This window comes from Streptomyces sp. NPDC000941, assembly GCF_053599555.1.
Window position 1 is genome coordinate 111,995 of the sequence record NZ_JBSFMM010000001.1, and the last position, 26,252, is coordinate 138,246.

The window sequence follows — 26,252 nt, forward strand, 5'->3', positions numbered from 1 at the left end:
ACAACTCGGCTCCGAATAGCGAAGTTTGATCAACATTAAACGAACATTTTGCCGCCTACCTGCCCCAAAGCTCGTGACATGTACGCGCCTTGTGTGACAGTCTGCCCAACGCGATCGCACCGTACCTCTTGTTCAGGTCCGGGCGGCACTTCCCCGCCGCCCGGACCTGACCCCCCACAGCAATGAGGAGTTCGCGTGAGCAAGACCTCGAACATGTCCGTTTCCCCTGCCCGCAGGAAGCGCCGCACGGCGGCCGCCACCGGTGCCGCGGTCGCGGCAGCGGCCCTGCTGGCCACCGGCGTCACCACGGGCCAGGCCGGCGCCGCCACCACGAACACCGACACCAAGGCGGACGCACGCCCCACCGTCCTCTCCGCCTCGGCCCGCGCGGAACTGCTGCGCGACGCCAGCGCCACCAAGGCCGACACCGCCAAGGCGCTGGGCCTCGGCGCCAAGGAGAAGCTGGTCGTCAAGGACGTCGTACGGGATGCCGACGGGACCGTCCACACCCGCTACGAGCGCACCTACGACGGACTGCCCGTCCTCGGCGGCGACTTGATCGTCCACGAGTCCGCGAACAACAAGATCAAGAGCGTCACCAAGGCCGTCAAGGCCACCCTCGCGGTCCCCTCCACAACCGCCAAGGTGGCCCCGGCCGCCGCCGAGCGGGCCGCGGTGAAGCGCGCCCAGGCGGACGACGCCCGGCGGGCGGCGGCCGACGGCGCCCCGCGCAAGGTGATCTGGGCCGCCTCCGGCAAGCCCGTCCTCGCGTACGAGACCGTCGTCGGCGGCATACAGAAGGACGGCACGCCCAACCAGCTGCACGTCATCACCGACGCCAACACCGGCGCGAAGCTCTTCGAGTACCAGGGCATCGAGACCGGCAGCGGCACCAGCCAGTACAGCGGCTCGGTGGAGCTCGGCACCACCAAGGAAGGCAGCGGCTACACCCTGACCGACGCCGACCGCGGCGGCCACCGGACCACCGACCTCAAGGGCAGCGAGTCCGGCGAGGGCTCAGCGTTCACGGACGACGATGACAAGTGGGGCACCGGAAAGCCCGACGACGCGCAGACCGCGGCCGTCGACGCCCACTACGGCGCGGCTCTGACCTGGGACTACTACAAGAGCGTGCACGGCCGCGACGGCATCGCGGGCGACGGCAAGGGCGCGTACTCCCGGGTGCACTACGGCCACGACTACGTCAACGCCTTCTGGGACGACAGCTGCTTCTGCATGACGTACGGCGACGGCCAGGGCGACAAGGCCCCGCTCACCTCGATCGACGTCGCGGCCCACGAGATGTCCCACGGCGTCACGTCGGCCACCGCCAACCTGAATTACAGCGGTGAGTCCGGCGGTCTCAACGAGGGCACCTCGGACATCTTCGCCGCGGCCGTCGAGTTCAACGCGAAGAACGCCAGTGACCCGGGCGACTACCTGGTCGGCGAGAAGATCGACATCAACGGCGACGGCACCCCGCTGCGCTACATGGACAAGCCCAGCAAGGACGGCGCGTCCAAGGACAGCTGGTACTCCGGCGTCGGCAACGTCGATGTGCACTACTCCTCCGGCGTCGCCAACCACTTCTTCTACCTGCTGTCCGAGGGCAGCGGCGCCAAGGAGGTGAACGGCGTCGAGTACGACAGCCCGACCGCCGACGGCTCCAAGGTCGAGGGCATCGGCCGCGACAAGGCCGAGAAGATCTGGTACAAGGCGCTCACCACGTACATGACCTCGACCACCGACTACCACGCCGCGCGCGAGGCGACGCTGAAGGCCGCGACCGACCTGTACGGGGCGGACAGCGCCGAGTACAAGGGCGTGAATTCGGCGTGGGCCGGAGTGAACGTCAAGCCGTAAAAACGCATCAAATGAAGTGCACCACATAGCCGGTGCCCGGGTCCCGTTCCCGGGCACCGTCATGTTTCCGCACTTTGTTCGTCCGGGCAGCCCCTTCGGCACCCGGCACCCCACAGCAACAGGAGACAACGTGACGCAAGGCTCGACCTCCGGCAGATCCGGCTCGTCCCGCACCTCCGGCATATCCCGCGCCACCACGTTCAAGCGCTCCCGTACCGTCGTCGCCGCGGGGGCGGCGACGCTCGCCGGAGCCCTCATCGCGGCCGGCGCCACGGCCGGCATCGCGGGCGCGGCCACCCCGCCGCCCCCGCCCTCCGCGGCGGGCGCCCAGTCCCTCGCCCTCTCCCCGTCCGTCCGCGCCGAGCTGCTGCGCGAGGCCGACGCCGTCACGGCGGGCACCGCCCGGTCCATCGGGCTCGGCGCCAAGGAGAAGCTGGTCGTACGGGACGTCATCAAGGACGCAGACGGCACGGTCCACACCCGGTACGAGCGCACCTACGACGGACTGCCCGTCCTCGGCGGCGATCTGATCGTCCACAAGTCCGCCGACGGCGAGACCGAGGAGGTCACCAAGGCCACCGACGCCAAGATCAAGGTGGCCGACACCACGGCGGCCGTTGCCCCGGCCGCTGCCGAGCGGACCGCCGTAGGGGTGGCGAAGACCGAGGCCGGCGACAAGGCCGACGCCTCCGCCACCCCCCGGAAGGTCATCTGGGCCGCCAGTGGCAAGCCCGTCCTCGCGTACGAGACCGTGGTCGGCGGCTTCCAGGACGACGGTACGCCCAGCAAGCTGCACGTCATCACGGACGCCGACACCGGCAAGAAGCTGTACCAGTTCCAGGCCGTCCAGAACGGCACCGGCACCGGCCAGCACAACGGCAAGGTCACCCTCGGCACCACCAAGAGCGGCACCCAGTACCTGCTCAAGGACACCGCGCGCGGCGGCCATATGACCTACAACCTCAAGCACAAGGAAGAGGGCAAGGGGTCGAAGTTCCTGGACGCCGACGACGTCTGGGGCAACGGCAAGCCGACCATCGCGCAGACCGCCGCCGTCGACGCCCACTACGGCGCGGCCAAGACCTGGGACTACTACAAGAAGGTCCTGGGCCGCAACGGCATCCAGAACAACGGCAAGGCCGCCTACTCGCGCGTCCACTTCGGCAACGAGTACGTCAACGCCTTCTGGGACGACGACTGCTTCTGCATGACGTACGGCGACGGCGAAGGCGACAAGAAGCCGCTCACCCAGCTCGACGTCGCCGGCCACGAGATGAGCCACGGCCTGACCGCCGCCACCGCGAAGCTCGAGTACAGCGGCGAGGCGGGCGGCCTCAACGAGGCCACCTCCGACATCTTCGGCACGGCCGTCGAGTTCTACGCCAAGAACCCGAAGGACCCCGGCGACTACCTCATGGGCGAGAAGATCGACATCAACGGGGACGGCACCCCGCTGCGCTACATGGACAAGCCCAGCAAGGACGGTATGTCCTACGACTACTGGTCGAGCAGCATCGCCCAGGACGACCCGCACTTCACCTCCGGGCCCGCGAACCACTTCTTCTACCTGCTCTCCGAGGGCAGCGGCCGCAAGGTCATCAACGGCGTGACCTACAACAGCCCGACCAAGGACGGCCGCACCGTCACGGGCATCGGCCGCGCCAAGGCCGAGAAGATCTGGTACAAGGCGCTCACCACGTACATGACCTCCACCACCAACTACGCCAAGGCGCGCACCGCGACGCTCAAGGCGGCGAAGGCCCTGTACGGCGGGACCAGCGCGGAGTACAAGGCGGTCAACAACGCCTGGGGCGGCATCAACGTGCGCTGATCGACGTGCGGTGACGCACTGAGACCTGAGCTGGTGGGGCCGGGCGGGCACACCGTCCGCCCGGCCCTCATCCCCTCGTCTTCTTCTCCCCTCCGCCGAACGCCTCCTTCCGGATGACGTCGAGAAGGCTCGGCACACCTTCCGTGGTGCGCACATCGATGAAGGCGCGCAGATGGCGGTCGTCGACCGCCTGGCGCAGCAGCGCGTTTCCGAGATCGGCACGCGAGGTGAACCGGCCGGGAAGGCGTGAGGTGGCCACCTGGTAGTCGCTGACAGCATTCGTATCGAAGAGACCCGCGGGGCGGACGACCGTCCACTCGTGCCCGCTTTCGCTCACGACCTCCTCCATCCGCCGCATGTCGTCGTACACGGTGCGCCCGACGAAGCGCACGATGAACGGCTCGAGCACCTTCCGGAAGAAGAAACCCTCGCCGGGCGCCGCCGTCTCGAAGAGGACCGTCGAACTCACGCAGACCAGACGGCGGACGCCGTGTTCCGTCATCGCCCGGGTGATGTGGGTCATGCCCTCGGAGTACACCGTGACCGGGCTCCGGCCGTAGGGAACCCCGAGCGTCGAGATCACCGCGTCCTGCCCGGCCACGACGCGCTCGACCGCGACGGGGTCCAGCACATCCGCACCGACCACCCGCAGCCGCGGATCGCTCAGCGGGAACGCCTCGGGCCGGCGTGTGACGGCGGTGACCGTGTGGCCCTCGGCCATCGCCTGCTCGGTGGCCTGCCGCCCAGTCGGTCCGTTCGCCCCGAATATGACGAGCTTCATCTGTTTCTCCCTCTCACGGACAATGCTCTTGCCACCCGAGAGGGCACCGGCGGCGGCGAGTGTGACATCCGGACTCCGGTATGACCTGGGCCACATTGCCCCGGGCGGATGTCACACTCCGGGCAGCGCGGCGCCTCTCAGCAGGGAGCGCGCACAGGAGGCATGACATGTCCGACAGCCCGGCACAGAGCCCGGCGGACACCGCGACCCGGGTGTTCGTCAGCTACCGAGAACTGCTGTTCTCCGTCGTCTACAACATGCTCGGCAGCGTCGCCGACACCGAGGACGTACTCCAGGAGACCTGGCTGTCCTGGGCCGGCAGAAGCCGCCACTCGCCGATGGCGGAGATCGACAATCCGCGCGCCTATCTGGTGCGGATAGCGGTGAACCACGCGCTCGCCCGACGGGCTGGCATCAATCGCCGACGCGAGACCTACATCGGACCGTGGCTGCCCGAGCCCCTGGTCACCGACAACGCCACCGACCCCCCGGCGGACACCGTCGACACGGCCGACCGGACACTGCGCACCGAAACCGTGTCGATGGCGCTGCTGGTGGTCCTGGAGACCCTGACCCCCTTGGAACGGGCGGTGTTCGTCCTCCACGAGGTCTTCGGCTACGCCCACCCCGAGATCGCGGACATTCTGGACCGCAGCCCGTCCGCCGTCCGCCAGCTCGCGCACCGCGCCCGGGAGCACGTGCACGCCCGCCGCCCCCGCTACCAGGCCCACCCACGCGTCCAGCGCCAGGCGACCGAACGATTCGTCTCCGCGGCGCTCGGCGGCGACCTCGGTGCTCTCATGGAGGTCCTGGCACCGGAGGTGACCTTGTGGACCGACGGCGGAGGCAAGGCGCGGTCGGCCCTGCGGCCGATCCACGGCCGGGAGAAGGTCGCCCGCACGCTGACCGGCTACTCCTCCCGCCCCCCGGCTCAAGGTCTGGACATCCAGTACCGGAGTGTCAACGGCGACCCCTCGGCGGTGATTTTCGCGGGCGAGGCCCCGTACGCCGTGATGGTCATGGACCTGACCCCGGAGGGCGACCAGATCTCGAGCGTCTACCTCGTCACCAACCCGGACAAGCTCTCCGCGGTCAGGCGGGATGCGGCCGACGACGCGGCATCGGACGCGTAGGGCCCTTCTGACGAATCTCCGTGGAAGAAGGACCCCAACCGCGGCTCATCCGGCGCGTCGGCCGTCAACCTGCTTTCCGCTGGTTCCGTAGACGAAGTCGGTCGTGGTGTCCAGGATGAATTCCATGGGGAAGCCCAGTTCGATCGCACTGGCCTTGTCCAGCCGGCTGACCGCCTCTTCGGGCAGTTCCAGGTCGATCGCGGCGAGGTTGTCCGTCAGCTGATCCACGGTGCGGGCGCCGAGGATGGGGTGGATCCAGGGTCGGTGCGCTCGTGTCCACGCGATGGCGACCTGCGAGGAGGACACGCCGAGCTCGTCGGCCACGGCGTCCACCGTACGTGCGATGGTCAGCTCGCGTTCGGAGACGGCGGAGCGGTCGACCCGGGAGGGACCATCGGCGCCGGAGCGGGTGAACTTGCCCGACAGCACGCCGGCGGCCAGCGGCGACCACGCGGCCACCGACAGTTCCAGAGCCGAGGCCATCGGCAGCAGCTCCCGCTCGATGTCGCGCTTGACCAGGCTGTAAGGCAGCTGCAGTCCGGCGAAGGGCGCCCACCCGCGGAACTCGGCGATGGTGTTGGCGCGCGAGACCAGCCACGCGGGCGCGTCGGAGATCCCGACATACAGCACCTTGCCCGCCCGCACGAGATCGTCGAGAGCCCGCATCGTCTCCTCGATCGGGGTGTTGGGGTCCCAGATGTGCACCCACAGCAGATCGATGTACTCGGTGCCCAGCCGCCGCAGGCTGGCCTCCACCGAACGGACCAGATTCTTGCGGTGGTTGCCGCCGGCGTTGGGATCGGTGCCGTCCATCGTCAGCGTGTACTTCGTGGACACCACGAAGCGGTCGCGGTCGGAACCGATCAGCTCCCCGACGATCCGCTCACTGCTGCCCTCGGTGTACCGGTTGGCGGTGTCGATCACGTTCCCGCCCGCCTCCGTGTAGGCGGTGAACATCTTGCGACACTCCTCGACGGAGGCGCCCCACCCCCACTCCTCGCCGAAGGTCATCGTGCCCAGGAACGCTTCGGACACCCGCAGCCCGGTGCGGCCAAGAAGTCGGTAACGCATCACAATCACCAATCCCCACGCTCGTGCCAATTTGGCGTCGCGAAGGAAACTAACTGCCATGGTCACCCGCCGTATTGCACGTTCTTGCCCCTCCCGGGTCAGCGCACGGCCCAGCCGGCCCACTCCGTACCCCGATACGTCGACTGGTACCTGGCGGGTGTCACCCCGTAGGCCCCGGCGAACACACGGGTCAGATGGGATTGATCGTGGAATCCCGTCTCGTACGCGACCTCGGCGATCCCTGTGCCACGCCGGAGCAGTTCCCTGGCCCGGTCGAGCCGGAGACGCAGATGCAGCTTGTGCGGCGGCAGACCGAACCACGCCGTGCAGGCGCGTGCGAGCCGGTACTTGCTCAGGTCCGACACCACACTGAGCTCGTCCAGTGTCACGTTGCGGGCCAGATTCGCCCGCAGGTACTCACGCACGACCTCGGGCACGCGCCGCCCCGTGTCCCTCCCGCCCTCGGCGCCGTACGAGTGCCGCGCCAGCACGGAGATGAACTCCAGCACCCCCGTCTCCCGCCTCAGCGCCGAACCGGGTGGTTCCGAAGGCTGGTGGAGGGCGCCGTGTACGGACCGGAAGCGGTCCGCCAGCCCGCCGTCCCGGATCACCGGATCCCCGTACCGCACGGCCTCAGGCGCGGCGACCTCGGCGATCAGGGACGGTGACACACACATGATGAGCCAGCGCGCCGAGCCGGGATCGTCCGGCGCCCCGGAATGCGCGTCGTCCGGGTGCAGAACGACCAATTGGCCAGGCGCGGCCCGGAAGGTCGTGCCGCGCCTGCGTACGGTGAAGCCGGAGCCGGTCACGAGCACGAGCTTGAGCTCTTCATGGACATTGCCGCTGTAGGACTGCGCCCGACCGTCCACCACGACGACGTCCGGCACATCGACGGACACCCGTGGAACCCCTGCCTGATCCGCCCCCGACATGCACAGAAGACTAGCGCCACAGCCCTCGCCGACGCCGCGCGGGCACGGGCCTGGTGCCCGAAGCACTCGGCTGCCTCCTTTGGCTCGGCCCAGGTCCCGTGGATGAAGGAGCGGCGGCTCATGACCCCGGTAGCGCGAGACCACCCGGGCGCCCGGGATCAGACGGCATCGGGCATCCGGGCCCGCAGGGCCGCCATGGCCCAGTCGAGCACCGGCGTCAGCCTCTCCGGTGCCGGCCAGCCGTTGATCACCGCGAGCAGTTCCACGTACCGCTCCCGGCGAGGATCGTGGGCGTTCTCCAGCCGAGCCAGCAACCGATGCCGCAGCGCGCCGCCGTCCGACTGACCGACGACCCGCGCGTAATGCGCCACAACCCCCGCCACGACCGGCTCGGCCTCCCGCGCCCCCGGCTCCACCCCGGCCACCAGAGCCGGTCCGACCCGCTCCCGCACCACCGCGACAATGTCCCGCCCCGGCCCCACAGAATTCTTCTCCGCCACATGCTCCACGGCCACCCGCCGCACCCCGGCCCGGAACCCCGGATCCCCCGCCAGTTCCGCCAACTCCACCCACGCCCGTACCTGCTCGGCCTCCGGGCTCTCGGGCAGCTCGGGCGTCATCGAGCGCCTGGCCGCCGCGAATTCCGGATTCCCGTCCAGACCGCCGAACACGGCGTCCAGAAATTCGCCGATCAGACGCCGCCGCTCGTCCTCGGACAACCTGGCCAATGTATGCATGATCTCCATCTCCTCCGGGCTCGCCCCACGCTCCGCCACCGCCGTCAACACCGCCCGCCGCAGCCGCAACGTCCGGATCTGCACCGCCAGCGCCTCCGCATGCGCCGCCGCGACCTCCGCCAGCGACAGCTCCCGGTCCACGACCTTCCGAGCCGTCGCCAGATCCAGCCCCAGCTCACGCAAGGTCCGCACCAGCTCCAGGCGGGCGACGGCGTCGATGCCGTACAGCCGGTATCCGGCCGGGCTGCGATCCGTCGGCGCGACGATGCCGCGATCGGAGTAGAACCGAATGGTCTTCACCGTGAGCCCGGTCCGCCGGGCCAACTGCCCGATCGAGTAAAGCGCGCCGCCGTCCATGCCCCTACCTTCGCGTCTCCCCTTACAGGAGACTCAAGCCCACCGTCTTTTCCTCTTCCGGCGGCGGGCGTCGGTCGCCGGGCCAACAGGACGTTTCCCTAGCCCGCTTGATCAGGTCACGCGGCCCTGCCATGGCTCCTCGCGGGTCAGTGCGCCATGTTCCAAAGCCAGCTCCTTGAGATGCCTGGTTGCCTCCCCGACCGCCGGACCGGGGCCGATCCCGAGGATCTCCATGATCGTGCCGCCGTCCAGAACGGCAGGCCACCGGTCCAGCGCACGGTGCACGCGGCTTGACTCGTCGTCGGCCTCGCGGGTGGGGGTGCGCTTCGCTTCGCCTGCGCCTATGCGCCGTCTCGCGGCATTCGGCTCACGCGAGCGCGGGTTTCGTCTCGGACCCTCCGGGTCCAAAACGCCGGCAGGAGGAGGAAAGGGGGCGGCTGACTCGGTGTCCCGGTCCCTCGGCCCGGCGGGCGGCTGAGCTTACGACAGGCTCCGCTGCGCTCCGCCGCAGCTGCTGCCGCGCGGTGGCGAGCCGGTCAGCCCAGCGGTGCGCTCGGCTGGGGGCGCGCGAGTGCGACGAACGGGCCGGCGATCGCTGGACGGCATGGTCCGGACGCCGCGTGCGCGCATCGTCTCGCGCCTTCGGCGCACAGCGGCCAACAGCGGGAACGGGGAGGGGGTGCCGAGGCATCGTCGCCGTCCTGCCCCGTGGGCCCTCACCAGTCGGGGGCTCTCCACCCGCCTGCTCTTAAAAAGATGCTTGCTCTGTATCAAGTACCGCATCAAGTGGTTTTCTGAGAGCAGGTGGGTGGAGAGGCGGTCCTGGCTGCCGGTGCTCGCCCATCCGTCGCGCTCCCGCGCCCCGATCCAGCGCACCGCTGGTGCGTGTCGCTGTCCCAAACTCACCGCAAATTCACCGGCGGCCGTGGGTGGTCGCGGAACGCGGGGCGGGTCAGGAGCCAGGTCCAGCTGGCCGCCAGCAGCGGGCGGAGGTGCTCCGCCGCGCAGTGAGTGGCGCCGGGCACGATCCACACCGTGGTGTTCGGACGGTTGGCCAACCGTGAGGTGTCGCCGCGCGGAATGAAGTGGTCGTATGCGCCGTTCGCGGCCAGCAGCGGTACGCCGCCGGCCGCGCCGGGTGCGGTCGGGCCCAGCAGACCCTGGCGGCGCAGTGAAAACGAGGCCAGGATGTCGCCAACCTCCGCGGGGTCGTCCGGTAGCCGGTCCAGGCCCAGGGCATTGCCCAGGATGCCCGGCATGCCGTACGGGAGGGCGAGCACGTCGATCGGGTTCTCGGGCTCGGCGGCGCCGGTCGGCCCGCCGATGTTCACCGCCGCATCGACCACGCCGCGCACGGCCAGCTTGACCGCCCAGTGTCCGCCGAAGCTCAGGCCCAGGTAGGCCACGGGCTCGTCCGGGCGCCACCTGCGTATCTCGTCGACGAGTGCGGACAGCAGGCGGTCGCTGTCCCAGGTCAGCGGGCCCGGTGCCTCGCCGGTGCCGGGCATGTCGACGGAGACGACCAGCAGCCCCGTCGCCAGCGCCGTGGCCGCGGCCATGCGGTGCAGCTCGATCTTCCAGGTGTCGACCCCGCCCGAGAGCACCAGCACGCCGGGGCGGCGCCACCTGTGGCGGGCCATGAGGTGTACGGGGTACGGGGCCGTACCCCCGCCCTCCGCCGGGAGCTGTGCGTTCCCGCGCGCGAAGCGGACCGGCAGACGGCGGCTGTCGGCGGTCGCTCGCGCATAGGCGGCACGCTGCCGCGCGTACGCCTCGTGCCGCTCGGGTGTGGCGAGCGCCGGGAAGCGGGCAGCGCCCCACAGTTGCGCCGCGCGCGACCACTGCCCGGCTCGCTCCGCCTCCTCGGCGAGCCTCGCCCAGACCGGTACCCAGCCGCGCGGGCCCATGCCCCACATATCGGTGATCGCGTCGCGGGCCCGGGCGACTGTCCGGGCGGGAATGCCCCAGGCGGTGAACTGCCGGCCGCGCTCTTCGAAGAGCTCGGCGGGAGCGATGTCGAAGCTGAACACCGCTCTAGGATGTGAGCAAAACTCAGTACCTGACAACTCGCCTTGGACAAGCCGTGACCGCATCCTCCACGCCCCGCAAAAGGCCACGTCAAGAGCGATCCCAGGAGACCTATGACGCCATCGTGGAGGCCGCTGCTCAGCTTTTCGAACGGGATGGATACGCAAAGGCGACCACGAACCGCATCGCCGAGCGCGCGGGCGTGTCCGTCGGCTCCCTCTACCAGTACTTCCCGAACAAGGACGCCCTGCTGTACGCCATCGGCGAGCAGCACGTACACCACACCCTGGCCGAACTCGCGGACGTGACCGAGGCACTACGCCGCGACCAGCCGCCCCTCGCCGACTGTGTTCGCGCGATGGTACGGGCGCTCGCCGGCCTTCACCTGGCCCGCCCCCGGATGCACCAGCTGATGTACGACCTGGCCCCGCGCCCGGCCGAGACGGCCGCCGGGCTTCGCGAAGTGCAGCGGAGCATCGCGGCCGAGGTCGAGTTCCATCTGCATCGGCTGGGCGTGGGCGGCCCCGACCTGGGCCTCACCGCGATCCTGCTGGTACAGGGGGTGGAGGCGCAGCTCCACGGAGCGCTGCTCGACCCGCCGCCAGGACGCACCGTCGGCAGCGTGATCGAAGCGGTCGAGACACTGTGCCTGAAAGCCCTCGTCCCCTAGGCGGCGATGTGCCCGCATCAGCCGCGAAAGTTGGCTGCCAGCGGTGGTTACCGCTGGTGTGGCTCACCCCGCCCATGGCCGCCCTTGCCGGCGCTGAGCACGGTTCGCGTAGGTTTGGGCTACTCGGAGAGAAGAAGGAGCAGGCCAGTGGGCGGAAACGACTCGGTAGCGGCGCTTGCGCCGCTCATACCGGTGGCGGGCGGCGTGGACGAGCGGGTCGACTGGAGCGAGGTCGAGGGGATCTGTCCGCTTCATGGAGGTGTACGGGGCGGGGCTGGTCAGCGAGGAGGTGGTGATTCTGCTGCCGGTTCGACTTCGATGTGGATCCCGAGTCCATCGTGGCGTGGGGTGTCACCTCGGGCGCGGACATCTACTGCTGGCTGACCACGGACGAGGACCCGGACCGGTGGCCGGTGCTGGTGTGCGGGCGGCATACCAGTCCGTCCTTCCAGGTGCACCCCTTCGGGATGGCCGAGTTCCTTCGGCGGCTCCTCGGCGATGCCGGGTTCCAGGAGGAGACCATCAGCGTGACGCTGCCGAGCGAGGGGTCGTTCGCCAACTGGCGCGAGCGGGAGCGCCGCCGCGACGCAGGGCTGAACCCCACCACAGGTCAGCCCTGGTAACCGGCGCGCGGCCGCGCCCGTCCTTGACCCTGACGCCGGGGTCAAGGCTTAGCGTCGCGAATATGGACGAGACAAACACCCTTCACGGCCGGGCAGTGCTCATCACCGGAGGAGGCACCGGGATCGGTCGTGCGGCGGCCCAGCAGTTCGCCGCCTCGGGCGCCGAGGTTCTCATCGTCGGGAGGACTGCCGAAAGCCTGGCCGAGACGGCCGAAGAACACTCGCGCATCCGGACGTTCGTGGCCGACATCGCCGAGCCGGACGCCCCCGCGGATATCGTCGCCGCCGCGGTGGAGGCGTTCGGCCGCAGCCGCATCGATGTTCTGGTCAACAATGCCGCGATCACTCGTCCGGCCCCGCTCGGTGCGATCGACCGGAAGGTCGCCGGGGAACAGCTCGCCACGAACCTGCTCGCCCCGGTGTTCCTCACCCAGCATGCTCTGCCGCATCTGGAGGCCGGTGGCGCCGTCGTCAACGTGACGTCCAACCCGCCCCACTACGGCTGGGCCGACAACTCGATCTACGGGGCCACGAAGGTGGCTCTGGACTTTCTGACCCACACATGGGCTGTCGAGCTGGCGCCGCGCGGCATTCGCGTTCTTTCCGTGGCCCCCGGGATAACGGCGACACCGGTGCTGAGCCATGCCGGTTTCTCGGACGAGCAGATCGCCTCGGCGGGCAAGGAGCTTCGGGCCCGAATCCCGCTCGGGCGGATCGCTCAGCCCCAGGAGATCGCCTGGTGGATCGTGAACGCGACGCGCCCCGAGGCCGCTTACCTCACCGGTACGATCATTCGTGTCGACGGCGGGCTGAGCGCGGCTGGATGATGATGGAACGATGCTGATCGGAGAACTGGCGAACGAGGTCGGCACCACTGTTCGGGCACTGCGCTATTACGAACAGCAGGGTCTGCTCCACCCCGAGCGAGCGCCGAACGGCTACCGGGAGTACGACGAGACGGCTGTCGGGCAGGTGGGCAACATCAAGCTGTTGCTCTCGCTCGGCCTCACCGCCAATGACATCCGTGCCTTTCTGCCCTGTCTCGGTCAGGACATCGCCGACAGCCCCGTCTGTCCCGCGAGCGCGCGGGTCATCGCCCGGAGGCTCGCCGACGTGGAGGAGAAGATCTCCGCGCTGGACACCGTCCGCAAACGTCTCGTCGAAGCACTGGCCCAGGCCGGCGGCTAAGGGGACGGCTCAGCTGTAGAAGTTGCGCTGCCAGCGGTGGTTGGCGAGGGCGGCCAGCCGGTCGGCGGTCAGCGGGCGCCCGTCGCTCAACGCCGTGTTGCGTTCGACGTTGCGTACGGTGCGCATACCGGGGATGACCGTGGACACCGCCGGGGAGCTGAGCACGAACCGCAGCGCGGTCTCGGCCATCTCGTCGGGGGTGATGCCGAGGTCGGCGACGATCGCGGACACCCGCTGTTCGACCTGGGCCGGGCGGTCGCCGCGGAAGTAGCGGTTGCGGAAGTCGCCCTCGGGGAACGTGGCGCCGGCGGTGATACGGCCGGTGAGCCCGCCCTCGTCGAGGGCCACCCGTACGATGACGCCGACGCCGTGCTCCGCACAGGCCGGCAGCAGCGCTTCGGCGGGCGACTGGTCGAAGATGTTGTAGATGACCTGCACGCTGTCGACGGCGCCGCTCGTGACGAGTGCGAGGGCGTTGTCGGGCTCGTGGTCGTTGATGGAGACGCCGAACAGGCGGATCTTGCCCTCCCGCTTCAGCTCGGCGATCGTCTCCAGCCAGTCGCCGCGGCCGACCCACTCGTCGCTCCAGACATGGAACTGGAGGACGTCGAAGTGGTCCAGGCCGCTGACGCGCAGACTGGTCTCCACGCTTTCGCGGATATGCGCGCCGGGGAACGTCTCGGCCGGGTCCAGGCCGTCGGGGGCCGGCCAGACGCGGTTCTTCGGGGGGACTTTGGTCGCGACGAGCACGTCGTCGCCGGTTCCGGCCCGCTCGCGGACGACCTGGCCGACGATCCGCTCGCTCTCGCCGTAGCCCCGGGCGGTGTCGATGAAGTTCACGCCGAGGTCGATGGCGCGGTGCAGGGCGCGCACGGATTCGTCCTCGGTGGCGCCCACCCAGTTGGACTCCCCGATGCCCCAGGCGCCGTAGCCGATCTCGGACACGGTCAGTTCACTGCGGCCCAGTTCGCGGTAGTGCACCTTTTTCCTCACCCTTCGGTCCGGGAATTACTCCTTGCGGCCGGTCGCGGCGACGGTGACGCCGAGACCGATCATGGCGAGCCCGCCGACCCCGCCCACCATGGCCAGCCGCTGCGGTGAGCGGGCGAACCACCCGCGTGCGGTGGCGGCGACGAGGCCCCAGATGCTGTCGAAGGTGATGGCGATGATGTTGAAGACGAGGCCGAGCAGCAGCATCTGAAGCGCGACATGCCCCTGCTCGCGGTCGACGAACTGGGGCAGTACGGCGGCGAAGAACACGATGGTCTTGGGGTTGGCCACACCGACCGCGAACCCCTCCCAGAACGTGCGCAGGGCGCCCTGCTCGGCCGGGCCGTCCCCGCTGAACGCGGCCCGCAGCGAGCCCCGCTGCCGCACCGCCTTGACCCCCAGGTAGACCAGATACGCGGCGCCCACCAGCTTCAGCGCCGTGAAGACGAGGACCGAGCGCTCCACGATGGTGCCGACCCCCAGCGCCACGGCCACCACGAGCACATACGCGCCGACCGTGTTCCCCATCACCGTGGTCAGCGCGGCCCGGCGGCCCTGGGCCAGGGCCCGGCCGATCACGAACAGCACGCTGGGGCCGGGGATCACGATCAGCAGGAACGACATGGCCGCGAAGGCGAGGAGACGGTCGGTGGACACCATGGAGCACATACAAACACGGACACCGGCCACTCTCGTAGCACTTTTCCGCGGCCGGGCCAGGGGGCTCCCGACTCGAACGGCTGTTCTCCGGCCATACCGTGACGTATCAATCCGGTACCGAAGCAGTCCCGGGCCGGTCCCAGAGGGCCGACGGGCGGGATGTTTTCCCGGCCGGCGGGATACAACTACCCAGGGAGCACGCCAACTTGGGGGACGGGATGGCTGAGCAATCCGTACTGGCGAACCTGCACTTCGGGCGGGAGGACGCAGAGCGGGATGTGACCGAAGGACTGCTGCTGCGAGGCGGGTTTCTGGCGACGGCGGCCTCGCGGGCGGCGATGTCCGGGCGGAAGATGCTGATCATCGGGCGCAAGGGCAGTGGCAAGAGCGCCATCTGTATGCATCTGATGGTGGACGGGGTGCACGACGGCGGAAAAGTTCTGATCACGCCGGACGACGCGGCCGGGGACGAGATCCGGCGGTTCGAGCTGCAGGGGCTGCCCGCGGATTCGGCGAAGGCGCTGATCTGGCGGTATGTGTTCGCCGTCCATGCCGCGCGGCATCTGGTGGGGCACGCCAAGGACGGACACGGGCGGAAGCCCGACTCGGTGAAGGCACTCCACCGCTTCCTGAAGCAGAACGACGAGCTGCCCGGCAACCGGCTGGGCGACCGGTTGGGCGACCGGCTGGCGCAGGGGGCCCGGGGGTTGCAGACGGCGCTGTCGCTGGAGGCGTTCGGCTTCAAGGCGGGGGTGGAGCTGGCGCACTCGCCGTCGGAGGGGGCGCGGGCGGCACGGCAGCTGGAGGTCGTCGAACAGGGGGTGGCGCAGGCGTTCGCCGACCTCGGCTGCTCGGGGGCGCACGGGCCGCTGCTGCTCCTGGTCGATCAGCTGGAGCAGGTGTGGTCCGCGGAGCCGGACAGCAATTCGATGGTGATCGGGCTGCTGCTGGCGGCCAAGCACGCCGCGGGGCTGTACGGGCGGGCGGTGCGCTGCCTGCTGTTCCTGCGCTCGGACATCTACGACTCGCTGTCGTTCGGAGAAGGGGACAAGTTCCATGGAGACGAGCTGCGGATCGCGTGGGTGGACCAGGCCCTGAAGGAGCTCGTCCTGGCCCGCGCACGGGCCTCGGCCGGAGCCGGGATCTCGGCGGACCGGCTGTGGCGGGAGATCTTCCCGGAGACCGTACGGGGTGAGGAGACCCCGGCGTATCTGTTCAGCCGCTGTCTGCCGCGGCCTCGCGACGTCATCCAGTTCCTCAATCTCTGCCAGGAGACCGCCTGGCTGACCCACGGCCGTGACCGGATCACCGAGGCCGACGTCCTTCAGGCGAGCCTGCAGTTCTCCACCTGGAAGCTGAAGGACCTGGCCCTGGAGTATCTGGTCGCCCATCCCTTCCTCGAACGGCTCTTCCCGCTGTTCCAGAACACCGGGTATGTGGTGACACGCACCGCGCTCCGCAGCCGCTTCGAGCAGGCCGCGGAGACGCTGCACCGGCTGTTCCCCGCGTATGCCGAGGCGCTGACGCTGTCCGGTGTCATCGACATCCTGTACGGAGTGGGCTTCCTCGGTGTGCGACGTGGCAGCGACGTGGTGTTCGCGGGCGGCGGTGAGCTTCCCGTACAGCCCCATGAGCCGGAGTTCCACGTCCATCCGTGTTTCCGGGAGGCACTGGGCGCCACCAGCGCGATCGACCTCCGCCGCTATGAGCCGGTGGTGGCCGGCGACCGCATCGCATCGGGCAACGTCGGCCCCGGCATACAGGGGGCGACGGTCGTCAGCCGCGACTACCGGCTGCTGGGGGAGCTGGCGCGCTCCTGCGACTCGATCCTCGCTCAGGTCGGCCGCGCGGTCGGGCTGACGCAGGGTGCCCAGGACGAGATCACCCAGCAGATCGGCCGGGTCCGCAACGACGCCGACCCCGTGAACGGCAGCAGGCCGGTCGACCCCGAGGACCATGTCCTCGCCGCCGCCCACTACTTCATCGCGCTCGCCGCCCAGCTGCGCGCAACCGGCCTCGACGACACCCCGGGGGCCGGGGGCGTCGCGCACCGGATCGAGGACGAGGCCCGCCGGCTGCGGAGGCTGGCAGGCGGGTCCTACGGGAGTTCGGGCAACTCGGCCGGAGTCTGACCGGCGTGTGAAGGGATAATGACAGTGGGTTACGGGCCACGCCACGGCCGCGGTCCGTTGACGGGGGAGGACACGGGTGCAGGACACACTGCTCGCCGGACGGTTCCGGATCGTGAGCCGGGTGGGCTCCGGCGCTATGGGCGAAGTCTGGTCCGCGCTGGACGAACGGATGCAGCGCGAGGTGGCGGTCAAGCTCGTCCAAGCGCTGCCGTCCATGGGCGAGGTGGAAACACAGATCAGATTCCGGCGTGAGGTGCAGCTGGCAGGACGTCTCTCCCACCGGAACATCGTCACGGTCCACGACTGGGGCGAGGTGACGATCGGCGGACGCGAAACCCTCTACCTGGTGATGGAGCTCGTCTCCGGGGTCTCGCTCCGCCGGCGGCTCAAGGAATCCGTCCCGCACTGGACGCTTGCCGCCGGATGGGCCGGGCAGATCGCCCAGGGGCTGCAGGCCGCGCACCGCGCCAATGTGGTCCACCGGGACATCAAGCCCGCCAATGTCCTGCTGGCTCCCGACGGCACCGTGAAGGTTCTCGACTTCGGCGTCGCCAAGTTCATGGGTGACACGATGCGGGTCAACGAGCTCACCGCCACCGGTCGCGCGCTCGGCTCCGCGCCGTACATGTCCCCGGAACAGGCCCAGGGCGACCGCGAGGTGGACCACCGCAGCGACCTCTACTCGCTCGGCTGCCTTCTCTACCATGCGGTCACGGGGCGCGCGCCCTTCGTCGGCACCAACGACCTCGCCGTACTCCTCAAGCAGGTCCAGAACACGCCGGCCGCGCCCAACACCCTCGCCCCCGACATCCCCGAGGCGCTGAACGACCTCATCCTGAGCCTGTTGGCCAAGCGTCCCGAGGATCGCCCGGCCGACGCGGCTGCCGTGTACGACGCGCTGGGCGGGATGTTGCTCGACCACGCGGCCGAGCTGCCGGCCGAAGGTCGCCTGGACAGCGCTCACCTGGGGCAGGGCGACGCCCTGGCCGGGCGGATCCTGGAGAAGGCGTGGGAGATCCGGCGGCGGGCGGAGAAAGAAGCCGCCGAGGGCGCGCTGATCGTCGAGAGAGCCGAGAAGGAGGCGGCGTCACTACGGGAGGCGGCGCAGCGGGAGGCCCAGCAGAAGCGCGAGGAGGCGGACGCCCTCTCCGAGGAGAGCCGCGTCAAGGCCGCCCAGGCCACCCGCGACTTCGAAACCAGCCTCGCCAAGCGCCGCGAGCAGACCGAACGCAACCTGGTCGCCCGCCAAGCCACGGTGGAGAGCGAGCTGGCCTCGCTGCGCACCCAGGCCGAGCGGGACGCCCGGCAGAAGCGCGAGGACGCCGGCGCGCTCTTCGCACAAGCCCGCGCCAAGGCCGCCCAGGACGCCACCGACTTCGAGACCGACCTCGCCAAGCGCCGCAAGGAGGCCGAGCGCGACCTGGTCGCCCGTCAGACCAAGGCCGAGCAGCGGCTGGCGGAGATCGAGCAACGGGCGGAGGAGCTGCACCTGGAGTCCGAGAGGCTGCGCAAGGACGCCGAGCGCCGCGCCCGCCGGACGGTGGAGACCGCGCAGCGGCAGGCCGAGGACATCATCGCCGACGTGAACGCCAAGGCCGACCACATCCGCGACGCGTCCGAGCGCGAGCTGGCGGCGCTCACCAACCGCCGCGAGAGCATCAACGCCCAGCTGACCAACGTCCGCGAGCTGCTCGCCCAGCTCACCGGCCCCGCGGAAGTCCTGGAGCGCGCGCTGCCGCAGCCGCAGTTCGACTTGATGCGGCGAGGATACGACCGTGAGCAGGTCGACACCTACGTGCACAACCTGCGGCACGGACACGGTGAGCCTCGGCCGGAGTTCATGCTCGTGCGCCAGGGCTACGACCGTCAGCAGGTCGATACGTACATCACCATCGTCAAAGGGGTCACAGGACAGGCGGGCAGCACGCCCGCGTAGCTCATACTTTCGTCAGGGGCGCGGTAGCCCCGCCGCGGGGGATGCTGGCTCGCATGATCCGGTGGATACGACACGGTGGCGCCGCGCGGACGGCCCTGCTCCTGTGGCTGACGGCCTGCGCGCCCGTGCTGCTGAAGGCCACATCGGCGAGCGGGCGCGAGCTGTGGGTGCTGCTGGCCGGGTTTCCGCTGCTGGCGGGCGCGGCCGCGGTGGGGCGTACGCGGCCGCTGGTGGGGCTGGCGGTCGCGGTGGGGCTGAGCCTGGCCCTCAACCTGGAGCTGTACACCTCCTCGTACTGGGCTGCGCTGGCGCTGTGGGGCTATCTGGCCGGGCGGTGGACGGCGGGCGCGCGGCCCGCGCTGTGGTTCTTCGCGGCCTTCACGGTGGCGGGCGCGCTGCTCACCTGGGTGACGGACGCCGGGGTCTGGACCTGGTTCACCGCGCTGACCACGCTGCTGCTCAACGTCGTGGTGCCGTGGCTGCTCGGCCGCTACCGCCACCAGTACGACCATCTGGTCCACGCCGGCTGGGAGCTGGCCGACCGGATGGAGCGGGAGCAGCGGGCCGTCGCCGATCAGGCGCGGCTGCGCGAGCGGTCCCGGATCGCCGGGGACATGCATGACTCGCTCGGCCACGACCTGGCCCTGATCGCGCTGCGCGCCGCCGCTCTCCAGATCGACCCGGAGCTGAGCGACCGCCACCGGGCGGCGGCCGCCGAGCTGCGCGAGGCGGCCTCGACGGCCACCAGCCAGCTGCGGGACATCATCGGTGTGCTGCGGACCGCCGACGACCCCGCCCCGACGGCCCCCGCCGACGAGGACGTCGGCGCGCTGGTGGAGCGCGCGCGGTCCTCCGGGCTGGCCGTCGAGCTGGAGTACGGGGCGGAAGGCGGGCCACAGGACGGACGGCACAGCGACGGCGCGGCCGACCCAGACGGCGCGGTCGGCGCAGACGGCGCGGTCGGCGCAGACGGCGCGAAGGGGCCTGGTCTGCCGCCCATGGCTGACCGGGCCGTCTACCGCGTCGTCCAGGAGGCGCTGACCAACGCCGCCAAGCACGCCCCGGGCGCGGCGGTCCGCGTCCAGCTGGTCCGGGACCCGGCGGCGGGCGAGATCGCGGTGTCCGTCGTCAACGGGCCGCGCCCGGCGGACGGTTCCCCGCCGGATCTGGCCTCGGGCGGCAACGGTCTGGTGGGCCTGGACGAGCGCGTACGGCTGGCCGGCGGGGTGCTGGCCCACGAGCCCTCGCCCGACGGCGGCTTCGCGGTGTCGGCGCGGCTGCCGCTCACGGCCGGGGTCGCGCTCGTCGCCGAGGGGGCGGCGGCCCCGGCGTCCACGTCGGCGCGGGAGCTGGCCCGCGCCCGGGAGCGGGTGCGGCGCAGGCTGGTGCAGTCGATCACGGTGCCGCTGGCCGTGACCGCCGGACTGGCGGTCCTGTGGGGCGGGTTCTCCTTCTATACGCAGTACCACTCGGTGCTGGACCGGCGCACCTACGACCGGCTGGAGATCGGCGAGCCGCGTGCCGACGTCGAGTCGCGGATGCCCCCGTACACGATGGACGGGCCCCCGGACGGCATCGCCGCACCGCCCCACGGCTGGGACTGCGCTTACTACGGGGTGCGCCGGTACGACGGGCGGTCCGCGTATCGGCTGTGCTTCTCGGACGGGCGGCTGGTCGCCAAAGACGTGGTCACCAGTCGGCAGTAGGGGCGGAGGGGCAGCGGCCGGCGGAAGAGGGCGGCAGTGAGAGCGCTTGCCCCCGCCGCGCCCTGCGTCCAGGAATCCGGCGCGGGAATTCCACGGAAAGGGGCGGCAACCTTTCCGGCCAGAGCGGCGACCACACCCCGACACCCCCCCACACCCACCCCCCGCTCTCCCCCACCGCCACCCCCACCCCCAGGAGGTCCCGTGGCACCCCCGCACGGTTCGCCCGCCCCCTCCGCCCGCCCCCGGACAAGACGGGCCAGACGCGTCGCGCTCGCCCTGGCCGCCGTCGGGGCGCTGCTGACCACCGGACCGGCCGCCCTGTCGCACGCCGCCCCCGCCGGCCCCGTGGAGAACGGCACCCCCAAGGCCGCCGTCCAGGCCGCCCAGTTGGAGAAGCTGGACCGCGGGCTGGTCAGCGTGCACACCGGCAACGACAACCTGGTCAGCTGGCGCTGGCTGGCCACCGACCCGGACGATGTCACGTTCAACCTCTACCGGGGCAGCGTCAAGGTCAACTCCACCCCCATCACCACCACCAACTACCTCCACAAGGACGCCCCCAACAGCGCCGACTACACCGTCCGCGCGATCGTGGGCGGTACGGAGCAGCCCGCCTCGCCGAGCGCCGTGCAGTTCCGCTCCGGCTACTACGACGTGCCGATCTCGCCCCCGTCCGGCGGCTCGGACTACACCTACGAGGCCAATGACGCCTCGGTGGGCGATCTGGACGGCGACGGCGACCTCGACATCGTCCTCAAGTGGCAGCCGACGAACGCCAAGGACAACTCGCAGTCCGGCGTCACCGGCAACACCATCGTCGACGGCTACACGCTCCAGGGGCAGCGGCTGTGGCGGATCGACCTGGGCCGCAACATCCGCTCCGGCGCGCACTACACCCAGTTCCAGGTGTACGACTACGACGGCGACGGCAAGGCCGAGGTCGCGATGAAGACCGCGGACGGCACGGTCGACGGCACCGGCAGGACCATCGGCAGCGCCTCCGCCGACCACCGCAACTCCAGCGGCTATGTGCTGGACGGCCCCGAGTTCCTGACCATGTTCAACGGGCAGACGGGCGCGGCGGCCTCCACCGTCGACTACGTCCCGCCGCGCGGCACGGTGTCCTCGTGGGGCGACTCGTACGGCAACCGCGTGGACCGCTTCCTGGCCGGCACGGCCTATCTGGACGGTTCGAAGCCCTCGCTGATCGAGGCGCGCGGCTACTACACCCGTACGGTCATCAGCGCCTGGAACTACAGCGGCGGACAGCTCACCCGCAAGTGGACGTTCGACACCAACAGCTCCACCAACACCGGCAAGGGCTACGACGGGCAGGGCAACCACGCCCTGGCGATCGGCGATGTGGACTCCGACGGCAGGGACGAGATCGTCTACGGCTCGATGGCCGTGGACGACAACGGCAACGCCCTGTGGACCAACAAGAACGGCCACGGCGACGCGGCCCACCTCGGCGACCTCGACCCGTCCCGGCCGGGCCTGGAGTACTTCAAGGTCGACGAGGACTCCTCCAAGCCGTCCTCGTACTTCGCGGACGCCAGGACCGGCCAGGTGCTGTGGTCCACCGGGGCCAACGGCGACAACGGGCGCGGCGTGGCGGGCGACATCTGGGCGGGCAACGACGGCGCCGAGATGTGGTCCGCGAAGGACGACCAGATCCGCGACGAGGGCGGCGGCGCCAAGGGCCGTAAGCCGTCGTCGATCAACTTCCTGTCGTGGTGGGACGGCGACCCGGTGCGCGAGCTGCTGGACGGCACGCATATCGACAAGTACGGCACCTCCGCCGACACCCGGCTGCTGACCGGCTCCGGGGTGCACTCCAACAACGGCACCAAGGCCACTCCGTCGCTGTCCGGCGACATCCTCGGCGACTGGCGCGAGGAGGTGATCTGGCCGACCTCGGACAACAAGGCGCTGCGGATCTACTCCACGCCGTACGAGACCGACCGGAAGATCACCACGCTGCTGCACGACCGCCAGTACCGGGAGGCCCTGGCCTGGCAGAACACCGCGTACAACCAGCCGCCGCACCCCAGCTTCTTCATCGGCAACAAGATGGCGACCCCGCCGCGGCCGAAGATCGCCACCCCCTGAACGACCGTCCCCCGCACAGCTCCACCGCACCACCGGCACGACCAGCACCAGTCAGCTCCATCCGCACCCCCCACGGATCATCGGAAACGAGGAGAGTGACATGGCAGTACCGGCACCGCGCACCAAGCATCTGAGCAGGAAGCGGGCGATGGCCGGCCTCCTGGGCGCCGTCGCCCTCACCACGGGCGCCGTCACCACCGGTCTGACCCTTCCCGCCGCCTCCGCCGCCACCTGGCCCACGCCCAGCGGCACCCCCCAGGCGGTCACCAAGACCATCCCGGTCAGCGGGTCCATGGACGGCGGGATGAAGCGCTACTACGGCTCCGGCGACCTGGGCTCCGGTGGCCAGAACGAGGACCAGGACCCGCTCTTCAAGCTCTCCGACGGGGCCACCCTCAAGAACGTCATCCTCGGCGCCCCGGCCGCGGACGGCGTCCACTGTGAGGGCAGCTGCACCCTGCAGAACGTGTGGTGGGAGGACGTCGGCGAGGACGCCGCCACCTTCCGGGGCAGCGGCAAGACGTTCAACGTCATCGGCGGCGGCGCGCGCAAGGCCGCGGACAAGATCTTCCAGTTCAACGGCGGCGGCACGCTGAACATCTCCAACTTCGCCGGCCAGGACTTCGGAACCTTCGTCCGCTCCTGCGGCAACTGCTCGACGCAGTACAAGCGCACCATCAACGTGAGCAACACGGAGCTCACCGCGCCCGGCAAGGTCGGCGGCGGGATCAACACCAACTACGGTGACTCCCTCACGCTGCGCTCGATCACCATCGTCGGCGACAGCAGCAAGAAGATCGTCCCGTGCCAGAAGTACATCGGGAACAACACGGGCGCCGAGCCGTCGAAGAACGGCAGCGGCCCCGACGGCACGTACTGCAAGTACTCCACCTCGGACATCACCTACAAGTAACGCTGGCCCAGGCCCGGCGTGCCTGACCCCGACAGGGGCAGGCACGCCGGGTCCCGGTTGCCGCACACTGAGACCCGTGAACACAGACACACCACCTGCCGAGCTGGGGGACTTTCTGCGCACCCGCCGCGCCCGTCTGCGGCCCGAGGACGTCGGGCTGGTCTCGTACGGGACCCGCCGCCGGGTGCCGGGGCTGCGCCGCGAGGAGCTGGCGCAGCTGGCCGGGGTGAGCGTCGCGTACTACACGCGTCTTGAGCAGGGCCAGTCGACGGGCGCGTCGGACGGTGTGCTCGACGCGATCGCCCGGGCGCTGCGGCTGAGCCCCGACGAACACGCGCATCTGCGCAATCTGGCCCGCCCGGCGCGGGCCGGGCGCCGTCCGGCGCCGCGCACCGAGACCGCCCGGCCGAGCACCCGGCTGCTGGTCGAGGCCATGGCCGGGGTGCCCGCGCTCGTGCTGACGGCCCGGTTCGACGTACTGGCCTGGAACCCGCTGGGGCATGCGCTGCTCGCCGGACATCTGGCCGCCGACAGCCCGCGGCGCCCCGCGGACCGCCCCAACACCCAGCGGCTGCTCTTCCTGGACCCGCACACCCGCGAGCTCTACCCCGACTGGGAGGACGAGGCGCCGCGCGCGGTGTCCGCGCTGCGGCTGGCGGCGGGCGAGTACCCCGACGACCGGCGGCTCGCGGAGCTGATCGGCGAGCTGTCCATGAAAAGCGCGGAGTTCGCGGCGCTGTGGTCGCGCCACCCGGTGCGCAAATGCGCCTTCGGCGTCAAGTCCTTCCACCACCCGCTGGTCGGGCCGATGGAGCTGACCTTCGAGATGACGCGGCTGCCGGACTCCTCGGGCCAGTGCCTGATGATGTACGGCGCGGAGCCGGGCTCCTCGTCGGAGGCGGCCCTGCGCCTGCTGGCGTCGGGCGTGACGTCACCGTCGTCGTCGGCGGCGGCGACCGGGGCATCGGCGGCAGCGGCTGGGGCGCCGGCGGCTCCCACCCCCTGACCGATCTGGCCGATTTAACCACCTAAACCACCCAAGGCAGTCTTGTCCCGATCGTCCTCCCCACGAGAGGCTGACGCCGTCGCATTGGGGAGGGACGGGGAGGGGATCGATCCATGCCGCATACGAGCGCCGGCCGCCGGCGCCGGGCCTGGGCCGTCGTCGCGGGCATCGCCGCGGCGGTCCTGACGGCCGCGATGCCGTCGGCCGCGGCCGCCAGGGGGGACGCGACCGCCAGAGCGGACGCGGCGGCCACGGCGGACGGCAGCTACATCGTCACGCTGAAGGAGGGGGCGCAGGGCCTCCGCGCGGACTCCGAGGGGGGCCGGGAGCTGGCCGCGCGCTACGGGGCGAGAATCAGCCGTACGTACAGCACGGCGCTGAACGGCTACGCGGTGCGCGCGAACGAGACACAGGCCGAGCGGCTGGCGGCCGACCCGCAGATCGCCTCAGTCGCACCGGACACCCGGGTCTCACTGCGCACCCGGCAACAGAACAGCCAGCAGCACCCCCGGTCATGGGGCCTGGACCGGATCGATCAGCCGGACCGCACGCTCGACGCGTCGTACACCTCACCGCGCAGCGCCGGCCGGGGCACGACGATCTACATCCTGGACACCGGTGTGCGCACCACACACCGGGACTTCGCCGGCCGGGCCCGCTCGGGCTGGGACTTCGTGAACAACGACGCGGTCGCCGAGGACGGCAACGGCCATGGCACGCATATCGCGGCCACCGCAGCCGGATCGGCGTACGGGGTGGCGAAGCGGGCGGACATCGTCGCGGTCAAGGTGCTGGACGATACGGGCCAGGGCACCAGCGCCCAGGTGCTGGCCGGTCTCGACTGGGTGATGAAACACGCCCACAGGCCCGCCGTGGTCAATCTGAGCCTGGGCGCCACGCAGGACGCCCCCATCCCCGAGTGGGACGAGGCGGTACGGTCCGGCATCGCGTCCGGCCTCACCTTCACGGTGGCGGCGGGCAATCAGAACAGCTCGGCGGGCTCGTACTCCCCCGGCCGGGTGGCGGGCGCCATCACGGTCGGCTCGACGGGCCCGGACGACCGCCGCTCCGCCTTCTCCAACTGGGGCCCGGCGGTTGACCTGTTCGCGCCCGGGGAGCGGATCGTCTCGGCGTCGAACACGAGCGACACGGGGTCGAAGGTCATGTCGGGCACCTCGATGGCCGCCCCGCACGCGGCCGGTGCCGCCGCGCTGTATCTCGCGGACCATCCACGGGCGACCCCGGCCCAGGTGAGTGCGGCGCTCACGGCCCACGCAGTCAAGGGCAAGGTGCGGAACGCGGGGACGGGTTCACCGAACCGCCTGTTACAAGTGGACAACTGACGAAGGCAAACCATCGGCCCCGTACGGTTCGTGTTTCACGGACCGTACGGGGCCGGGCGCGTTACGCACGGGAAGTTAACGGGAACCCGGATTGTCCCCCCGCGCCGCGGGGGAAGGCTTTCCGAACACGCCCCCCATGGCCGACCCCATCCGCCCACCAGAGTGAACGCGGACAGGAGCTGTCATGCCCGCAACCCGCCGCAAGGCGGCACAACCGATACAAAGGACAAAAGCCAC

The 26,252-nt window shown here is 70.4% G+C and carries 21 protein-coding genes and 2 pseudogenes; 15 read left to right on the plus strand and 8 right to left on the minus strand.

The genetic code is table 11. The features are described from left to right. The first annotated feature begins 213 nt into the window (after window positions 1-213). Entirely contained in the window at window positions 214-1,863 is a 1,650-nt protein-coding gene (locus tag ACWDSL_RS00510) for a M4 family metallopeptidase (RefSeq protein ID WP_450480291.1), read from the plus strand. Window positions 1,864-1,993: 130 nt separating this feature from the next. Then, the gene (locus ACWDSL_RS00515; protein WP_450480179.1) at window positions 1,994-3,694 is read left to right on the plus strand and encodes a M4 family metallopeptidase; all 1,701 of its coding nucleotides are present in this window, start codon (window positions 1,994-1,996) and stop codon (window positions 3,692-3,694) included. 67 nt (window positions 3,695-3,761) lie between these two features. Here ACWDSL_RS00515 and ACWDSL_RS00520 read toward each other — a convergent pair whose 3' ends face one another. After that, on the minus strand, window positions 3,762-4,475 hold the full coding sequence (locus ACWDSL_RS00520; protein WP_450480181.1) for an NAD(P)-dependent oxidoreductase: 714 nt from the start codon (window positions 4,473-4,475) through the stop codon (window positions 3,762-3,764). 167 nt (window positions 4,476-4,642) lie between these two features. On the opposite strand from ACWDSL_RS00520, the gene sigJ reads away from it, so the two are divergent. Beyond that, window positions 4,643-5,608, plus strand: a complete 966-nt coding sequence (gene sigJ, locus ACWDSL_RS00525; RefSeq protein ID WP_450480183.1) for an RNA polymerase sigma factor SigJ — start codon at window positions 4,643-4,645, stop codon at window positions 5,606-5,608. Window positions 5,609-5,653: 45 nt separating this feature from the next. Here the strand turns inward: sigJ and ACWDSL_RS00530 are convergent, their stop codons facing one another. From ACWDSL_RS00530 to ACWDSL_RS00550, 5 genes are all read right to left on the minus strand, one after another. Further along, window positions 5,654-6,679 carry an aldo/keto reductase gene (locus ACWDSL_RS00530; RefSeq protein WP_450480185.1) on the minus strand — a complete coding sequence of 342 codons (1,026 nt, stop codon included), beginning with the start codon at window positions 6,677-6,679 and terminating at the stop codon, window positions 5,654-5,656. A gap of 98 nt (window positions 6,680-6,777) precedes the next feature. Beyond that, window positions 6,778-7,614 carry a helix-turn-helix domain-containing protein gene (locus ACWDSL_RS00535; protein ID WP_450480187.1) on the minus strand — a complete coding sequence of 279 codons (837 nt, stop codon included), beginning with the start codon at window positions 7,612-7,614 and terminating at the stop codon, window positions 6,778-6,780. A gap of 158 nt (window positions 7,615-7,772) precedes the next feature. Beyond that, the gene (locus ACWDSL_RS00540; RefSeq protein ID WP_450480189.1) at window positions 7,773-8,708 is read right to left on the minus strand and encodes a MerR family transcriptional regulator; all 936 of its coding nucleotides are present in this window, start codon (window positions 8,706-8,708) and stop codon (window positions 7,773-7,775) included. A 111-nt stretch (window positions 8,709-8,819) separates the two neighbouring features. Further along, complete coding sequence (locus ACWDSL_RS00545; protein ID WP_450480191.1) at window positions 8,820-8,993, minus strand: hypothetical protein; 174 nt, start codon at window positions 8,991-8,993, stop codon at window positions 8,820-8,822. Between the two features lie 617 nt (window positions 8,994-9,610). Next, window positions 9,611-10,738, minus strand: coding sequence for an alpha/beta hydrolase (locus ACWDSL_RS00550; protein ID WP_450480193.1), 1,128 nt, complete (start codon window positions 10,736-10,738; stop codon window positions 9,611-9,613). 53 nt (window positions 10,739-10,791) lie between these two features. On the opposite strand from ACWDSL_RS00550, the gene ACWDSL_RS00555 reads away from it, so the two are divergent. The 4 genes from ACWDSL_RS00555 to ACWDSL_RS00570 all read left to right on the plus strand — a co-directional run bounded on the left by ACWDSL_RS00555 (window position 10,792) and on the right by ACWDSL_RS00570 (window position 13,217). Next, a complete protein-coding gene (locus ACWDSL_RS00555; RefSeq protein WP_450480195.1) occupies window positions 10,792-11,406 on the plus strand; it encodes a TetR/AcrR family transcriptional regulator in 615 nt (204 codons plus the stop codon). Between the two features lie 320 nt (window positions 11,407-11,726). Then, window positions 11,727-12,029 (plus strand): hypothetical protein, encoded by a 303-nt coding sequence (locus tag ACWDSL_RS00560; RefSeq protein WP_450480197.1) that lies wholly within the window; start codon window positions 11,727-11,729, stop codon window positions 12,027-12,029. A gap of 95 nt (window positions 12,030-12,124) precedes the next feature. Beyond that, window positions 12,125-12,856 carry an SDR family NAD(P)-dependent oxidoreductase gene (locus ACWDSL_RS00565; protein WP_450480199.1) on the plus strand — a complete coding sequence of 244 codons (732 nt, stop codon included), beginning with the start codon at window positions 12,125-12,127 and terminating at the stop codon, window positions 12,854-12,856. Between the two features lie 10 nt (window positions 12,857-12,866). Continuing rightward, on the plus strand, window positions 12,867-13,217 hold the full coding sequence (locus ACWDSL_RS00570; protein WP_450480201.1) for a MerR family transcriptional regulator: 351 nt from the start codon (window positions 12,867-12,869) through the stop codon (window positions 13,215-13,217). A gap of 9 nt (window positions 13,218-13,226) precedes the next feature. Here the strand turns inward: ACWDSL_RS00570 and ACWDSL_RS00575 are convergent, their stop codons facing one another. Both ACWDSL_RS00575 and ACWDSL_RS00580 read right to left on the minus strand, forming a co-directional pair. Further along, a complete protein-coding gene (locus ACWDSL_RS00575; protein ID WP_450480203.1) occupies window positions 13,227-14,198 on the minus strand; it encodes an aldo/keto reductase in 972 nt (323 codons plus the stop codon). A gap of 27 nt (window positions 14,199-14,225) precedes the next feature. Beyond that, window positions 14,226-14,867 carry a LysE family translocator gene (locus ACWDSL_RS00580; RefSeq protein WP_450480205.1) on the minus strand — a complete coding sequence of 214 codons (642 nt, stop codon included), beginning with the start codon at window positions 14,865-14,867 and terminating at the stop codon, window positions 14,226-14,228. Between the two features lie 218 nt (window positions 14,868-15,085). On the opposite strand from ACWDSL_RS00580, the gene ACWDSL_RS00585 reads away from it, so the two are divergent. The 8 genes and pseudogenes from ACWDSL_RS00585 (at window position 15,086) to ACWDSL_RS00620 (ending at window position 26,015) form a co-directional block, all read left to right on the plus strand. Beyond that, window positions 15,086-16,999, plus strand: a complete 1,914-nt coding sequence (locus ACWDSL_RS00585) for a P-loop ATPase, Sll1717 family (protein WP_450480207.1) — start codon at window positions 15,086-15,088, stop codon at window positions 16,997-16,999. A gap of 112 nt (window positions 17,000-17,111) precedes the next feature. After that, window positions 17,112-17,861, plus strand: a pseudogene (locus tag ACWDSL_RS00590) (serine/threonine-protein kinase); the annotation flags it as partial. Between the two features lie 414 nt (window positions 17,862-18,275). Then, window positions 18,276-18,713 (plus strand): annotated as a pseudogene (locus ACWDSL_RS00595) (cellulose-binding protein); the annotation flags it as partial. 275 nt (window positions 18,714-18,988) lie between these two features. Further along, window positions 18,989-20,641: a sensor histidine kinase gene (locus tag ACWDSL_RS00600; protein WP_450480209.1), complete on the plus strand. Its 1,653-nt coding sequence runs from the start codon at window positions 18,989-18,991 to the stop codon at window positions 20,639-20,641. A gap of 201 nt (window positions 20,642-20,842) precedes the next feature. Next, window positions 20,843-22,753 carry a rhamnogalacturonan lyase gene (locus ACWDSL_RS00605; protein WP_450480211.1) on the plus strand — a complete coding sequence of 637 codons (1,911 nt, stop codon included), beginning with the start codon at window positions 20,843-20,845 and terminating at the stop codon, window positions 22,751-22,753. 100 nt (window positions 22,754-22,853) lie between these two features. Continuing rightward, the gene (locus ACWDSL_RS00610) at window positions 22,854-23,666 is read left to right on the plus strand and encodes a pectate lyase (RefSeq protein ID WP_450480213.1); all 813 of its coding nucleotides are present in this window, start codon (window positions 22,854-22,856) and stop codon (window positions 23,664-23,666) included. Between the two features lie 76 nt (window positions 23,667-23,742). Beyond that, on the plus strand, window positions 23,743-24,672 hold the full coding sequence (locus ACWDSL_RS00615; protein ID WP_450480214.1) for a helix-turn-helix domain-containing protein: 930 nt from the start codon (window positions 23,743-23,745) through the stop codon (window positions 24,670-24,672). Between the two features lie 113 nt (window positions 24,673-24,785). Further along, a complete protein-coding gene (locus tag ACWDSL_RS00620) occupies window positions 24,786-26,015 on the plus strand; it encodes a S8 family peptidase (protein ID WP_450480216.1) in 1,230 nt (409 codons plus the stop codon). The last annotated feature ends 237 nt before the right edge of the window (window positions 26,016-26,252 follow it).